Source organism: Tistrella bauzanensis (genome assembly GCF_014636235.1).
GTDB classification, from domain to species: domain Bacteria; phylum Pseudomonadota; class Alphaproteobacteria; order Tistrellales; family Tistrellaceae; genus Tistrella; species Tistrella bauzanensis.
On the sequence record NZ_BMDZ01000031.1, the window covers coordinates 1 to 14,501 of the forward strand.

The 14,501-nt window shown below is 66.9% G+C and carries 16 protein-coding genes and 1 pseudogene; 10 read left to right on the forward strand and 7 right to left on the reverse strand.

The window, feature by feature from the left end; translation table 11 throughout:
- Window positions 1-164: 164 nt before the first annotated feature.
- Window positions 165-728, forward strand: coding sequence for a GNAT family N-acetyltransferase (locus IEW15_RS13400; RefSeq protein WP_229708085.1), 564 nt, complete (start codon window positions 165-167; stop codon window positions 726-728).
- Window positions 729-838: 110 nt separating this feature from the next.
- On the opposite strand, the gene IEW15_RS13405 is transcribed toward IEW15_RS13400, so the two are convergent.
- Window positions 839-1,771, reverse strand: a complete 933-nt coding sequence (locus IEW15_RS13405) for a ParB/RepB/Spo0J family partition protein (RefSeq protein WP_188578702.1) — start codon at window positions 1,769-1,771, stop codon at window positions 839-841.
- Complete coding sequence (locus IEW15_RS13410; protein WP_188578705.1) at window positions 1,771-2,811, reverse strand: ParA family protein; 1,041 nt, start codon at window positions 2,809-2,811, stop codon at window positions 1,771-1,773. The genes IEW15_RS13405 and IEW15_RS13410 overlap by 1 nt, the downstream gene beginning before the upstream one ends.
- Before the next feature lie 778 nt (window positions 2,812-3,589).
- Between IEW15_RS13410 and IEW15_RS13415 the strand changes: the two genes are divergently transcribed.
- Window positions 3,590-3,973: a hypothetical protein gene (locus IEW15_RS13415; RefSeq protein WP_188578707.1), complete on the forward strand. Its 384-nt coding sequence runs from the start codon at window positions 3,590-3,592 to the stop codon at window positions 3,971-3,973.
- Between the two features lie 61 nt (window positions 3,974-4,034).
- Window positions 4,035-5,012 (forward strand): replication protein RepA, encoded by a 978-nt coding sequence (locus IEW15_RS13420; protein ID WP_188578709.1) that lies wholly within the window; start codon window positions 4,035-4,037, stop codon window positions 5,010-5,012.
- 142 nt (window positions 5,013-5,154) lie between these two features.
- Here the strand turns inward: IEW15_RS13420 and IEW15_RS13425 are convergent, their stop codons facing one another.
- Window positions 5,155-6,522, reverse strand: a complete 1,368-nt coding sequence (locus IEW15_RS13425; protein ID WP_188578710.1) for a sensor histidine kinase — start codon at window positions 6,520-6,522, stop codon at window positions 5,155-5,157.
- A complete protein-coding gene (locus IEW15_RS13430) occupies window positions 6,500-6,871 on the reverse strand; it encodes a hypothetical protein (RefSeq protein WP_188578712.1) in 372 nt (123 codons plus the stop codon). The genes IEW15_RS13425 and IEW15_RS13430 overlap by 23 nt, the downstream gene beginning before the upstream one ends.
- Before the next feature lie 21 nt (window positions 6,872-6,892).
- Between IEW15_RS13430 and IEW15_RS13435 the strand changes: the two genes are divergently transcribed.
- The 3 genes from IEW15_RS13435 to IEW15_RS13440 all read left to right on the forward strand — a co-directional run bounded on the left by IEW15_RS13435 (window position 6,893) and on the right by IEW15_RS13440 (window position 9,470).
- Entirely contained in the window at window positions 6,893-7,462 is a 570-nt protein-coding gene (locus tag IEW15_RS13435; protein ID WP_188578714.1) for a lasso peptide biosynthesis B2 protein, read from the forward strand.
- A 212-nt stretch (window positions 7,463-7,674) separates the two neighbouring features.
- Window positions 7,675-7,800 carry a hypothetical protein gene (locus IEW15_RS26355; RefSeq protein WP_268237162.1) on the forward strand — a complete coding sequence of 42 codons (126 nt, stop codon included), beginning with the start codon at window positions 7,675-7,677 and terminating at the stop codon, window positions 7,798-7,800.
- Window positions 7,801-7,931: 131 nt separating this feature from the next.
- Window positions 7,932-9,470 carry a 2-isopropylmalate synthase gene (locus IEW15_RS13440; RefSeq protein ID WP_188578716.1) on the forward strand — a complete coding sequence of 513 codons (1,539 nt, stop codon included), beginning with the start codon at window positions 7,932-7,934 and terminating at the stop codon, window positions 9,468-9,470.
- Window positions 9,471-9,500: 30 nt separating this feature from the next.
- Here the strand turns inward: IEW15_RS13440 and IEW15_RS13445 are convergent, their stop codons facing one another.
- Together IEW15_RS13445 and IEW15_RS13450 are read right to left on the reverse strand one after the other, a co-directional pair.
- Entirely contained in the window at window positions 9,501-10,043 is a 543-nt protein-coding gene (locus IEW15_RS13445) for a peptide deformylase (RefSeq protein WP_188578718.1), read from the reverse strand.
- A 129-nt stretch (window positions 10,044-10,172) separates the two neighbouring features.
- Entirely contained in the window at window positions 10,173-11,162 is a 990-nt protein-coding gene (locus IEW15_RS13450) for a GlxA family transcriptional regulator (protein WP_188578720.1), read from the reverse strand.
- A gap of 166 nt (window positions 11,163-11,328) precedes the next feature.
- Between IEW15_RS13450 and IEW15_RS26360 the strand changes: the two are divergent.
- Both IEW15_RS26360 and IEW15_RS13460 read left to right on the forward strand, forming a co-directional pair.
- Window positions 11,329-11,592: pseudogene (locus IEW15_RS26360) on the forward strand (DUF3817 domain-containing protein); the annotation flags it as partial.
- Between the two features lie 40 nt (window positions 11,593-11,632).
- Window positions 11,633-12,103, forward strand: a complete 471-nt coding sequence (locus IEW15_RS13460) for a CopD family protein (RefSeq protein WP_188578722.1) — start codon at window positions 11,633-11,635, stop codon at window positions 12,101-12,103.
- On the opposite strand, the gene IEW15_RS13465 is transcribed toward IEW15_RS13460, so the two are convergent.
- Window positions 12,087-12,512 carry a winged helix-turn-helix transcriptional regulator gene (locus IEW15_RS13465; RefSeq protein ID WP_322111501.1) on the reverse strand — a complete coding sequence of 142 codons (426 nt, stop codon included), beginning with the start codon at window positions 12,510-12,512 and terminating at the stop codon, window positions 12,087-12,089. The two genes, IEW15_RS13460 and IEW15_RS13465, sit on opposite strands and share 17 nt — an antisense overlap.
- Before the next feature lie 196 nt (window positions 12,513-12,708).
- Between IEW15_RS13465 and IEW15_RS13470 the strand changes: the two genes are divergently transcribed.
- Together IEW15_RS13470 and IEW15_RS13475 are read left to right on the forward strand one after the other, a co-directional pair.
- Window positions 12,709-13,602 carry an NmrA family NAD(P)-binding protein gene (locus IEW15_RS13470; RefSeq protein ID WP_188578725.1) on the forward strand — a complete coding sequence of 298 codons (894 nt, stop codon included), beginning with the start codon at window positions 12,709-12,711 and terminating at the stop codon, window positions 13,600-13,602.
- Window positions 13,603-13,719: 117 nt separating this feature from the next.
- A complete protein-coding gene (locus IEW15_RS13475) occupies window positions 13,720-14,409 on the forward strand; it encodes a helix-turn-helix transcriptional regulator (protein ID WP_188578727.1) in 690 nt (229 codons plus the stop codon).
- The last annotated feature ends 92 nt before the right edge of the window (window positions 14,410-14,501 follow it).

Here is a 14,501-nt window from a genome sequence, read left to right on the forward strand (position 1 = left end):
CCCTCCCAAGCCAAAAAGGTCGACAACGAGAGATTCAGACTTTTTCCGCCCTGTCACGCACAGTTTCACCCGATTGCCCTGGCGCGATGATCCGCCGCGATGACGGCCGGGCCGGTTCATGCTAACGTATCGACTTCAGCGACAGGCTGCCGGGGGATCACGCCATGGCCAGCAACCAATCGGAACCGACACCCACCAACCCGACGATGATGAACACCACCAGTCCGGCTGCGCAGGCAGCAGGTCTGCGACGGGCCGGCGTGACGGATGCAGCGACGATCACGGCATTGACCGACGCCGCCTATCGGCCGTGGATCCCGATCATCGGCCGCGAGCCCGGGCCGATGGGCGACGACATCGCGGCTTTGCTGTCCGCACCCGGCACGGAGGTATGGATTGCCGATCTGGCCGCCGGGCCGGGCGAGATACCGTCCGACCGCACGCCAGGGCAGGCGGCGGGGCTGGTGGTTCTGATGTCTGAACCGGATCATGTGCTGCTGCACAGCGTCGCCGTCGCACCCGTCGCTCAAGGCACCGGGCTGGGGCGCCGGCTGATGCGTTTTGTCGACGCCCGCGCCCTGGAGCTGGGCCAGACCCAGGTGCGGCTCTACACCCATGTGAAGATGGCGCGCAACATCGCGCTCTATGGCAGGCTGGGCTATCAGGAAACCGATCGCCGGGTCGATGAGGGCTTTTCGCGCGTCTTCATGGCCAAGCAGATCGGCTGAACCCGCCAGCCTGTATCGACTTCAGCGTCGATGGCACCGGTGCCGAGTTACATCGGCGCCGGTATATCGTTACGAGTTCAGCGTGTGCCCGCAGCAGATGGCGGCCCCGCTCACACCGCCTCGGACCCAAGAAGCTGGTCGATGTGGCGACGCAGGGTTGCCAGCCGTTCCCGCTCTGCGCGGCTCAATGGTGTATCACGACGCACGGCGGCTTCAAGTGCTGCGGAAACCCGGTCGAGCTGGCGCAGAACCAGACGCGGTGGCGTCGGCTCTGCCGGCCCGCTCGGGGTCTCCGTATCGACTTCAGCGTCATTGGCGGTGACAGCGGCGCTGTCCTCCGCGCGTGCCAACTCGTCCTCGGCCCTGGCGGCACGTAAGGCCCTGACGGTCAGCCGGCCCTGAAATGCCAGCGCCACCAGACGATTGCGCACCACCGGGCTTTCGATCCGCGCCAGTTCGACCAGCACATTCTTCGACAGCGCCAGTTCGGACGTCAGAACGGCATTCAGCAGATCGTCAGGCAGGGTCAGGATGCGCAACACGCCGCTGATCTCGCTTTTGGCCTTGCCCAGCACCCCCGCCGCTTCCGACTGGCTCCAGCCGCGACCTTCGATCAGCCGGGCCAGCCCCCTCGCCTCGTCGATCGGCGACAGATCGACCCGCTGCAGATTCTCGATCAGCGCTGCGATCTCAGGGTCGGATTCATGCTCGATGGCCAGAAGCGCTGGCCAGCCATTCTGTACGGCCGCCCGATAGCGTCGCTCACCGGCAACGATGATGAAGCGCCGGCGATCGCCGGGGTCGCGCCGGACCAGGATCGGCTGCAACTGGCCATGCTCGGCCATAGTGCGCGCCAGCTCGGTGATGGCGTCGTCATCGACATATTTACGAGGCTGTTCCGGATCGGGCGACACCCGATCGATGGCGAGTTCGAAAGTATGGCGAAAGCGGCTGCTCTCGGTCACCAGCGTGTCGGACGCATCGGCGATCATGCCGCGCACGGCACCGAGGATCGGGGAGGGAGCCTTGCGTCGTGGCGCCATCAGACCTCTTCCTCCTCAAGACCGGCATAGGCCTTGTCAACATCGGCGCGGGGCAGGGGGGTATCGCCGATGATCCCTTCCGCCAGCCTCAGATACACGGTGGTGGCAACGCTGGATGGCGAGGCTTCCAGCGCGATACGGCCATTGCGGGCCGCATGGCCGAAGACGGCGCTGTTGGGCACCGGCTCCAGAACCGGGGCGATATCGCCCATGGCGGCGACCAGATGCGCCAGAACCTCGCGATCGACCGATTTGCGCCGGCCATATTGCGTCGGCAGAATGCCGGTCAACCGCAAGGCCGGGTTCAGGCGGCGCTGGACCTTGTTGATCGTGCCCAGGATCAGGCCGACACCCATGGTGTCATAGGGCTCGGTGCGCACCGGGATGAACACATCATCGGCCGCCGCCAGCGACATCCAGGTCAGCATGCCCAGATTGGGCGGGGCATCGATCACGATGAAATCATAGCGGTCGCGAACTTCGTCGAGCGCCTCGCGCAGCGAGATGTCGAAGCCTGGTTCGCGGCGGCCATCGGTTTCGGACAGATCGATGTGGCTGGCGGCCAGATCGCAGAGCGGCGCGCGATCGGGCATGATCTCTTCACCGGCACGGATGATGATCCGGCTGATCGGCACGTCGCCCAGAATGACCTGCGCCATGGTCTTGCCCTGACGATAGGCCTCGACGGCGCCTTCGGCGAGCAGGGCGACGGTGGCCGTCGCCTGCGGATCCATATCGACCAGCAGCACCCGGTGATCGCCACGGCTGAGCGCGTAGGCCAGATTCAAGGCGCTGGTGGTCTTGCCGACGCCGCCCTTCTGATTGGCGAAGACGATGGTTCGCGCCTCGCGGCCACGCCCTTCAACCAGGCGGCTGAGTGCCATCGACACGTCGGCCGGGATCGGGTCGCGGCCATTCTCCCACCGCGAAATCTTGGGCTTGTCATAGCTGCGCTGCAGCATGCGATTGAGGGCTTCCTTCAGATCAGCCTGACTGAAGCGTAGCTGCTGGCGCAGTTCGCGCATGCGTTCGCCATTCATTGGCAGAGCCTCATCAGTCTGTCTTTCAGGACGTGGATCTTTGGCCATGTCTGTTGATGCCGGACATGATGATGCAGATCGGACTGTATCGGTGTCGCCTGATCGTCATCCGGACACAGAATGGCATGGCGCCTATCAACGCATCAATAGCGAAGTTGATGGTTGACTGGGATTCGGAACGGAAGCGGGGGCATCTGGTGGCTTGGCCGGCATGATCGATGATCGTGCACCGTTACATCTTCAGCGTTGAAAGGTCCGCGATCGGGATCGTTCGGTGTTGTGGCGTCTGGGCGTATCAACTTCAGCGTAAAGGGGCCACCGATCGCTGTATCCCGCAGAAATGCGGCAGGATCGACGCTGAAGTTGATACGCCTGGACCGCTTGACAGCACTGCGGCGGACTGGGAAGCGTTACAAGATCAGCGTTGAAAGACCAGATGCCGCCAAACGCTCTACCGTATCAAACTCAGCGATACATCGGCCTCCGACCTGTGGGCAGATTTTCGTACAGTCGTAACACCGGAGGTGCGGCAGGGTGGTGTGGACGAACACGGCCTGCCTCTTTTTGGCTGGCAATACAGGCCGTTGTGGCAGATGGCTGCGATGCCGGTCGAGATTGAAGCGGCGGGCACGGGCCGCAGGCGAACTCGCCCTATCAGGTTTAGAAGAGCTATAGGATCTAGTCTCTATAGGAAGGGGTGTCGACTTCAGCGTGGATAACTGCGGTTGGCGTCGCGACTTCAGCGCTGCCGGCCGGGCCGGGCGTATCGAGATCAGCGTTGGCGCGTATCATCATCAGCGTTGGCCGCTTGCCGGGCCGCCAGGCGTTACGAGTTCAGCGTGGAAAAGCGCGGATAACCGCGGGTCACCGCCGGTCCGGGGCTCGCGATGGCTTCCTGAGTGTTGCAACAACGCTGAACTTGATACGCAAAGCGATTGCGGCCCATGATGCGGCCTGTGGCGACATCGCCGCCAAGCCTATGATGCGGCGGCAGGAATGGCGACAGGTTCCGGATCGGCACGACCGGCCGACAGGCGTCGCTGAACTTGCAACGGATTCGTGCCGCATGGTGACGGCGGAGCGCCGCGCGGTCTTTCCTGAGGCAGCAAAGCGTGTACAGTCGGATCGTGACGGATCAGGCATGAAGATCGTCTGCCATTGACGGCAGGCATAACCGTGTCCGGAGGCGGGTGCACGCCTTGGAAACGAGCCCGGAGGTCGAGATGGCGGACGTGCATCAGCAGCTCATGCTCCACGGCCTGGATCAGGTCATGGCCACGGCCGACAGCGCCGCCGAACGGCGGCGGGTGCGCTGGGCGCATGAGATGATGTCGCTTGAGCACGAGACGATCAATTATCTTCACTCGGGCTTCGCTCAGGCGGCATTGCCGCATCGGGAGCCGAAGAACCCGCTGGAACCCTGGGTCCGGCGCAACGGCGCCTATCAGCTGATCATCCGGCCGGGCATTCTGCCCCTGAAGGACAAGATCGTCGACATCGGCGTACCCTATGGCACGAAGGCGCGGCTGATCATGATCTATTTCCAGACCGAGGCGGTGCGCAGCCAGAGCCAGGTGGTCGATCTGGGGCCGACCATGGCCAGTTGGCTGCGCAAGATGGGGCTGTCGACATCGGGCGGCCCGCGCGGATCCTATGCCCCGGTGCGCGAACAGGCGCTGCGGATCGCGCGGTGCGAATTCACCATGCGCTTCGAACGCGGCACCGCCGAAGCCCGGCTGGCCGATCAGCGGATCGTCGACGGCATGGATCTGTGGCGCGATGACAGCGACGCCGAAGATCTGTTCCGAACCGGTGGCGAATGGGTGCGCCATGTGAAGCTGTCAGAGGCTTTCTATGAGCACCTGATGGAACACTCGGTGCCGCTGTCGGAAGAAGCCATCGCCCGGCTGAAGCATTCCAGCCTGGCGCTTGATCTGTATGTGTGGCTGACCTATCGCCTGCACGCGCTGAAGCGCGAGATTACCGTGCCCTGGCACGCCCTGTCGGACCATTTCGGCAGCGAAAGCGGCCATCGCGTGCTGGCCTTCCGGCTGAAGGAAGTGCTGAAGGACGTGGTGGCGGTGTATCCTGAAGCCAATGTCGAGGCCAGCGGCCGCGGGCTGGTGCTGCGGCCGTCGAAGCCGTCGGTGGCGGTATCGAGCGTGGCCGTGAAGCTGCCCGGCCGGCTCCGGCGGGCCTGATCCGCGCCCCCTCCCGCGCGCGTTGACCATGTGATCCGGGCGGCGCGGTTCCCGGTTCTGACATCTGAACGGCAAGGGCGGCGCCGCCCGCCCATCCGCCGATGATCGCCCGCCCGCCGATCGGCCGCCGACGACGACGGCTTCAGCGCAAGCCTGGCAGATCGATGATCACCCGGGTAACGGCTTCATTGGCCCGCAACATCATGCGGCCACCATGAAGCTCCACCAGATCCTGCACCAGCGGCAGATCGATGCCGGTGCCGTCGCGGCGATGGATGGTGGGATCGGTCAGCCGGGTCATGTCGCCCCCTGACGGATCATCGCTCAACGCCAGACAGCCATCGGTTTCAACCACGATCCGGCAGGCGCCCGTCGCCGGGCGCGGCAGGCTGTCGCCTGTACCCGGGCGCGGAGAGTTGTCGCCTGTACCCGGGCGCGAAAAGTTGTCGTGGCCGGCGGTGCCAGCTTCTGTCTCGGTCGGCTGGGTGATGATCAGGCGGACGGTGCCACCCGGCAGAGCCGCATCGACGGCGTCGATCAGCAGCCGCGTCAAGGCGCGGGGCAGGGCATCGGGATCGGCGCGGATCTCGGTCAGCTCTGGTGCCGCCTCCAGGCTGAAATGAACACCGCCCTGGCGGGCCAGCTTGCGTGCGGCGGCAACCGGATGCCGCACGATCTCGGCCAGCGGACACAGTCGGGCGCTGACATCGAAGCCGCCGGTTTCGATCCGCGCCAGATCGAGCAGATCATCCACCAGCCGCAACAGGTGCAGACCGCTGACATGAATGTCGTTGACATATTCCATGTAGCGATCGATGGCGGCCGGGCCCAGCGCCTGATAGCGGATCAGTTCCGAAAAGCCGATGATGGCGTTCAGCGGCGTGCGCAGTTCATGGTTCATGCGGCCCAGAAAATGGCTGCGGGCCGTGGCGGCGGCCGCCCTTTGCCGGCGCGCCTCCGCCATGTCGGCCGACCATTCGGCCGGCTGACCGGGCAGGGGAGTGGCGATGGGCTGCTGGGCGGCGATCAGCCCGATGGCGATGCACAGGTCTTCCCATGCCTCCGTCGCGGCGGCAACGGAGGCGGCATCGGGGATGGTCGCCCAGCCGAAGACGGCGATCACGTCGCCGGCATCCAGGCACAGCGCCGTGGCGTCGGGCGTCATCGGCAGGCACAGATTGCGTGGTACGCTCAGCCCGGACAGGATCACCGGTCTGCCGGTGATGTCGCGGATCATCCAGCTTGGCGGACGAAAGCCGCCATCGGCACCGGAGGTCGATGGCGGTTCGGCATGAGCCACCGGTTCCAGCCGCCCGCCGGCCAGCCTGCGCAGCACCACCACCTGGCGGGCACCGGCCCGCGTGGCCAGGCTGTGGACAAGACCCCGCAGGGCCGCCGGCGTGGTGGACATCGCCTGCGGTGTCATCCGTCTGACCCCTGCGGCCGCCTCGGACGAGCCGGTGGCGGTATCGGGGCTGTCGGGGTCATCATGCTGTGGCACGCGGCTCATCAAAACGTTCCGACTGCTCATTCTTTGGTTCCGGCACCAGACCTTGCCACTTCCATTTCATCGAGCGTGTCCATTCGCCGATAAAACGGATAAAATACACGACATAAAATATACAAATGCCATGTTTACTCGAATCTGCCCGATTCGGGTCAGGTATCGAGTGGTTCCCTAAAATATGTCGGATCTCTATCCTTGTCTGCATATGATTTAACCTGCATGGATACCAACCGGCCTTTGTTCGAACCCTGGTGGATGTGGGGGCGGCGGCCCACGGCGTATCGGCATGACGCCGGGCCAGCCGCCGCTTGGCGCCAGACACCGGCGCGGCTATGATCGGGGCGATGCTCACCTGTTCCGGACGATTGCCCAGATGACTGCCGATCCCTCCGCCGCGCCGCCGGCGGATGCCGCCCATATCCCCCCCAAGGCGCCGGCCCTATCGGTATGGCGCCAGCGCCTGATCCTGATCGAAGCGGGGCTGGGGCTGGCGACGGCGGTTCTGTCGGTGAAGCTGATCCCGTTCCGGCGTCTGGCGGCGTGGTCGTCGCGGCCGCTGCCGTCGGGCAAGGCGATGCCGCCGGTGACGGAGGAGCCCGACAGTCTGAAAGCGGATCCGGATTTCCGGACCGCGTGGCAGATCGGGCGCCTTGTGGCCATTGCGGCGCGGAAGGTGCCGTTCGCGGCGGTGTGTCTGCCGCAGGCGCTGGTCGGTCAGGGCATGCTGCGTCGTCGCGGCGTGCCGACCGAGATCGTCTATGGCGTGAAGCGCCAGACGCCCGGCGGTGGCATCGAGGCCCATGCCTGGCTGGAATATCGCGGCCAGGGCTTCCTGGGCCATGAGGTGGCCCCGGCGCATACCGAGATTGCGCGTTTCCCCGAAGGCGCCGGCGGCCGACGGCGCGGACAGACCGGGCGCGCGGACAGGCCGGGGGCGATGTGAAGCGGGGTTGACATCGACATGCCCGGGCGGCCATGATCGATGCATGATCACGCGATATCGGGTGCCTGACGGCGCCCACGGCCGGCACGCGCTGCCCGCCGCCCGCCAGCAGCTTCGACTTCTCCGCCCGGCCTCCTGAGAGGCCGGGTTGCGGGTGCTTGGCACCGCTTGAGCCGTCGTTTCGCTGTTGGCCTGTGATCGTTATGTCCCTGATGATGATGCCTGTACCGGCCGGCCCCTTCTGGCCGGCTGTCGCCATGTCCCGACGCATGGCCGTCGCCGATTATCTCTGCCGCTTCGATCTGGTGCTGCGACTTATCGCCGGCGGCACGCGCTGACGGCCGCCCGCCGCCCGCCGATGCCCGCCCGACAGACGCCCGCACCGCCGCCCGCCGCCGATATGGCGGCGGCGCCTGTCATGGTTCCCGGTCCGCCACCGCGCGGCCCGGATGCGAGACTGATCCAGATCATGTTGCAGATACCTCAGACCAAATACCGCCCGGCGCCGGTCATGGACATGGCCGACCGCCAATGGCCCGCGCGCACCATCACCAGCCCGCCGCGCTGGCTGTCGACCGATCTGCGCGACGGCAATCAGGCGCTGATCGACCCGATGAGCCGCGCCGCCAAGCGGCGGCTGTTCGATCATCTGGTCAATATCGGCTTCAAGGAAATCGAGGTGGCGTTTCCGGCGGCGTCGGAAACCGATTTCCAGTTCGTGCGCGACCTGATCGACCAGGACGCCATCCCCGACGACGTCACCATCCAGGTGCTGACCCAGTCGCGCGATGACCTGATCATCCGGACCTTCGAGGCGCTGGCCGGGGTGCCGCGCGCCACGGTGCATCTGTACAACGCCATCGCGCCGGCCTTCCGGCGGGTGGTGTTCGGCGGTGGCGTCGCCGAGGTGACGGCGCTGGCGGTGGCCGGCGCCCGCCGCATCCTGGCGGAAAGCCGGCGCTATCCCGACACCGAATGGACCTTCCAGTATTCACCCGAAACCTTCAGCAGCACCGAGCCGGATGTGGCGCTGGCGGTCTGTGCCGCGGTGCTGGATGTCTGGCAGCCGACGCCTCAGGCCAAGGTGATCCTGAACCTGCCGGCGACCGTCGAGGTCTCGACACCCAATGTCTATGCCGATCGGATCGAGCATTTCTGCCGCCATGTGCCGATGCGCGACAGCGTGGTGATCAGCGTTCACCCCCATAACGACCGTGGCACCGGGGTTGCCGCCGCCGAGCTGGCGGTGCTGGCCGGCGCCGAGCGGGTGGAAGGCTGCCTGTTCGGCAATGGCGAGCGCACCGGCAATGTCGATCTGGTGACGCTGGCCCTGAACCTGTACAGCCAGGGGGTGGCGCCGGGGCTGGATTTCAGCGACATCGACAGCACGGTGGCGATCGCGGCCGAGGTCACCGGGCTGCCGGTGCATCCCCGGCACCCCTATGCCGGCGAGCTGGTGTTCACGGCGTTCTCGGGCTCGCATCAGGACGCGGTCCGCAAGGGCTTCGCTGATCGAGACCAGCGCAATGATCCGGTCTGGGAGGTGCCTTATCTGCCGGTCGACCCGGTCGATCTGGGCCGGTCCTATGAAGCGGTGATCCGGGTCAACGGCCAGTCGGGCAAGGCCGGTGCGAGCTGGATTCTGAACCGGACCCACGGGTTGAACCTGCCCCGCGCCATCCAGGTGGATTTCGCCCACCGCCTGCAGATCATCGCCGACCACACCGGCCGCGAACTCACCGCCGACGACATCTGGGCGGCGTTCGCCGATGCCTATGTCACGACCACGCCGCCGTCCCTGGCCGCCGCCGCCGCCAGCGCCGCGGTGGTGACGGCGGCGGAGGCCCATACGCGACCCGGCGTGGCCGGGCGTGGCGCGGATATAGCTGCTTACGTCACCGTCACCGATGCCGATGGCAGCCAGGCCTTTGGCGTGGGCTTCGGTACCGACCGTGCGGCAGCGCTGGCCGCCGCCGAGGCGGCGGCACTGGCACGGCTGTCTGCCTGACCAGTCAGCCAGATCGGTCAGCCAGATTGGTCAGACCTTCGGCTGATCGCTCGGAACGGCCTTGGGCCGGGTGGCCAGGCGCTGCAACTTGTCATAGCGCTTGGTCAGCCGGTCGCGGCGCAGTTTCGACAGATGCTGGGTCCAGAAGATCCCGTCCAACTGGTCGATTTCATGCTGCAGGCAGACGGCGAGCAGGCCGTCGGCCTCTGCCGTCTCCCACGCGCCGTCCAGATCCTGCCAGCGCAGCCGGATGCGGGCGGGGCGTTCCACCTCGTCGCTGACACCGGGCATCGACACGCTGCCTTCCTCGTGCACCACCCAGTCATCCGACGACCATTCGATGATCGGGTTGACATAGGCGCGCACGCCGACCGGGTCGTCCTCAAGCTCGATCACCACGATGCGCTGCAGAATGCCGACATGGGCGGCGGTTATGCCGATGCCCGGTGCGGCGCGCATCGTATCGACCAGATCGATCGTCAACTGGCGCAGGTCGTCGTCGAAACGCTCGACAGGTGCGCAGGGCATGCGCAGTCTCGGGTCCGGCACCTTGATGATCTCGCGCAGGCTCATGGGATCCGGCTCCTTCTGGCGGGGGCAGCCCTCGGGGGTGCGAGGGGGCACCCACCCGGTGTGCCACCGGATCGCCCTGGGTTCAATCATCTTGTGTCGCTGGATGCTGCGCCTTATGCAGCCGATATCTCATGCGGACAGGGTGGCGGTCGCGGGTCTGCCCGCCCGTGGCAGGGGGCCGCCGCCGCCGAAACTGTGCCGCCAGGCCGATGGGCTGGTGCCGGTGACGCGGGCGAAGCGGTTGCGGAAGGTGACCGCGCTGTCGAAGCCGGCATCGGTCGCGATCTGTTCGATCGATCGGGTGGTGGTTTCCAACAGATGCTGGGCGCGACGGATGCGGGCGGTCAACACCCATTGCAGCGGCGTGGTGCCGGTCTGTTCGCGGAAACGGCGCGCCAGATTGCGCGGGCTCATCGCGGCGCGCGCGGCGATGATATCAACCGTCAGCGTCTGATGGAGATTGTCGGTCATCCAGGCCAGCAGCGGCGCCAGCCCGGCCGAGGATGCCGGCGGTTCATGCAGGATGAACTGCGACTGACCGCCGGCGCGTTCCAGCGGCATCACCGCGTCGCGTGCCGCGGCGGCGGCAACCGCGGCGCCCCAGTCGCGCCGCACCATGTGCAGGCACAGATCCATGCCGGCGGCGGCACCGGCCGCGGTGAGGATCCGGCCATTGTCGACATACAGTGCCGCCGGATCGATCCGCACGGCGGGATAGCGCGCCGCCATCAATGCCGATGCCTGCCAATGGGTGGTGGCGGCAAGCCCGTCGAGCAGGCCGGCCGCGGCCAGAACGAAGGCGCCGGTGCACAGCGACGCCAGCCGCGCGCCCCGGGCGGCTGCCGCCTGAAGGGCCGCGATCGCCGCCGGTGGAACCGGGGCCAGCGGCGTGTTGATGCCCGGCACCATCACGGTGTCGGCATCGCGCAACCCGTCGAGCCCGTGGTGAACACAGAGGTCATAAGCCCGGGCGCGGATGCGCGGCGCCACACCGCAGACCCGCAGCCGATAGGGCGCGCTGCCATCGGCCAGGCGGACACGGCTGAAAATCTCGCACGGCGTGGCGAGATCGAAGGGCACGACATCGTGAAGGGCGAGCACGGCAACCAGATGGGGCATGGCGTGCAGGCTGCCGCGCCGGCGGCCGGCCGGTCAAGATCCCGCGACCGGGGCTTGGCCGAATTTGAACGGAGATTGGCATTTCCGCCACTGGCACAGCGCGGACGCCCGGGGCATCGTTGCCGCCGATGAAGTCGATCCTGATATGTGGAGGACGGGACGGATGATGGTGACGGCATCGGCGGGCGATCTGCGCCGCCTGCGTCTGGCATCGATGATCGAGGGCACGACCCTGGTGCTGCTGATCTGCGTTGCGGTGCCGCTGAAGCATCTGTGGGGCGTGCCCGAGGCGACGCGGATCATGGGGCCCATCCATGGCCTCGCCTTCCTGGCCTATCTGTGGGTGGTGACCACGGTGCTGTCGGCCGGGGGCTGGCGGCGGGGCGAGGCGGTGTGGCTGGTTCTGGCGGCGTTCATTCCCTTCGGCGCGATAACGGTCGCCATCCTGTTGCGGCGCAAGGGGGGGCTGAATGCTGTATGCGGTTGTGAAGGCGGCGCATCTGCTGGCGGTTTTCGCGCTGATTGCCGGCATGCTGGCCAATGCGCTGGTGCTGCGCATGGCGACGACGATGTCGTTGCGGCGGCAGGCCGCGCCGATGCTGGCGACAATGACAGCCTGGGACAGCCGCGTCACCGGACCGGCCCTGGGCCTGACATGGCTGTTCGGGCTGTCGCTGGCGGTGATGGGCGGCTGGTTTCCCGATGCCTGGCTGATGGTCAAGCTGGTGGCGGTGCTGGGGCTGTCGGCCCTGCACGGCATGCAGGCCGGCAGTCTGCGCCGGTTGAGTCGCGGCCGGATGGCCGGGGATCAGATGGCCGGGGATCAGATGGGCGGCGATCAGCCATCCCTGGCGCTGCCACCGCCCGTGCGCCACGCGGCGGCCGTGACGGCGGTGCTGGTGGCGGTGATCGTGGTGCTGGTGATCATCCGGCCGTTCTGACCGCCTCGGCTTCGGTGTCGAAGCGGGCGCGGGCATCGTTGATGTCACCATGCACGGCCTCGGCCCAGCCGATCAGGGCGACCAGCGGCCCTTGCAACGACCGGCCCAGCGGCGACAGCCGGTATTCCACGCTGGGCGGCTTGGTCGGAAAGACATGACGGGTGATCAGCCCGTCGCGTTCCAGGTCGCGCAGGGTCTGGGTCAGCATCCGCTTCGAGATATCGGGGATGTTGCGCCGGATCATGCTGAAGCGCAGCGGCCCGTTGGCCAGTGCGATCAGGATCAGCGTGCTCCATTTGTCGCCCAGCCGGTCGAGCACGTCGCGCACCGGACAGGTGGCGGGATTGAGGCGCACGGTCTGCCAGTAGCTGAAACTGGCCGCCAGGCTGGCGCCATCATCGCTGGGCATGGCTGATGCCGTGGCTGGTCGGACGAGCTGTGCTGGTGCGGCGGACATCGGCTGGTCCTTATGGTGAGGTGGTTCTTGTCGTGAGGTGGTTCCTTGGGCGTTACCTTGTCCCTGAAACCTGCCTCCTTACGCGGGCTCCAAGCGGTCTCTATCATAGACCTTGACCCGATCATGAACCAAGGCAGGATCGCACCCGATGTCCACCACCACCCCCCGTCTGCTCGTCACCGGCGCCGGCGGCCAGTTTGGCCGACGCGTTGTCGAGCTGCTGCTCGATGCCGGCACCACCAATCTGGTCGCGGCCAGCCGCGACACCGCCAAACTGGCCGACCTTGTCGCCCGTGGCGCCGAGGCCGTGGCGGCCGATTTCAACGACGCCGCATCGCTGGACGCGGCCTTTGCCGGCATCGACCGGCTGCTGATCGTGTCGACCGACGCGCTGGGTGAACCGGGGCTGCGGCTGCGCCAGCATCAGGCGGCGGTGGCGGCGGCGGTCCGCGCCGGCGTGTCGCATATCGTCTATACCTCGATGCCCAATCCCGAACCGGTGTCGCCGATCGGCTTCGCGCCCGATCATCATCAGACCGAGTTGGCGCTGGCCGCAAGCGGCGTGCCCCACACCATTCTGCGCAATGGCTGGTATATGGAGAATCTGGTCGCCTCGCTGCCGCATGTGCTGGCGACCGGCACCTGGTACACCTCGGCGGGCACCGGCCGGGTGGCCCATGTCGCGCGCGCTGATGCCGCGCGCGCGGCAGCGGCGGCGCTGGCCTCGGCCACCGGCACCGCAACCCATACCATCACCGGCCCGACCGCCTATACGACCGACGAGATCGCGGCGATCGCGTCGGAGGTCTTCGATCGGCCGATTTCAGTGGTCCAGGTCACCGACGAGCAACTGGCAGGCGGGCTGGCGGCGGCGGGCATGCCGCCCTTCGTGGTCGACCTGGTGGTGTCGTTCGATGCCAATACCCGTGCCGGCCGGATCGACGTCGTCACCGACGTGGTCGAAGGGCTGACCGGGCAGGCACCGCAGACCCTGGCCGCGTTCTTCGCGGCCAATCGCGCGGCCTTTCTGCCAGAGGCCTAGCCACTAGAGACGGGCGGGCCAGACAGTGGCACACTGCGGCCCGCCCGTTCCGCGCATCGCCCGGCCCTTTGGCCTGCAATCGCGCGATGACGGCATGCTGTTCCCGAGGTGCCGGCGATGTCGCGATCAGAACGCCTGCTCGACCTGTTGCAGATCCTGCGCGGCTATCGCCAACCGGTGAGCGGGCAGGTGCTGGCCGACCGGCTGGGGGTCAGCATCCGCACGCTGTATCGCGACATCGCCACCCTGCAGGGCCAGGGCGCCGATATTCAGGGTGAACCGGGGCTTGGCTATGTGCTGAAGCCGGGCTTCATGTTGCCGCCGCTGATGTTCACCGTGGACGAGATCGAGGCCCTGGTTCTGGGCGCGCGCTGGGTGGCGCGGCGCGGCGACGACCGGCTGGGGCAGGCGGCATTGTCGGCGCAGGCCCGGATCGCCGATGTGCTGCCGCCGGCGCTGCGCGACGAGATGGCGGCGTCGGCGCTGCTGGTCGGGCCGGGGCCAGGGCCGGTTGTGGTCATCGATACCGCCGTTGTCCGCGCGGCCATCCGAGCGGAACGCAAGCTGATCATCAGCTATGGCGATGCGGCCGGGGCGCTGACCGAACGGGTGATCTGGCCGTTCGCGATCGGCTTCTTCGACCGGGTGCAGGTGGTGGTGGCGTGGTGCGAGTTGCGCGACGGCTTCCGCGTGTTCCGCATCGACCGGATCAGCGCCTGCTCCGAAACCACGACCCGATATCCGCGCCGCCGCCAGGTGCTGCTGAAAGCCTGGCAGATCGAGCGGGACATCGCGCCGCCGCCATGACCCGGTGATCACGAATGACCGGTGATCACGACATCGCCGCTGCCGCTGCTGCCGGAAACTGACAGGGGGGGCATCTATGATCCGGTTATCGC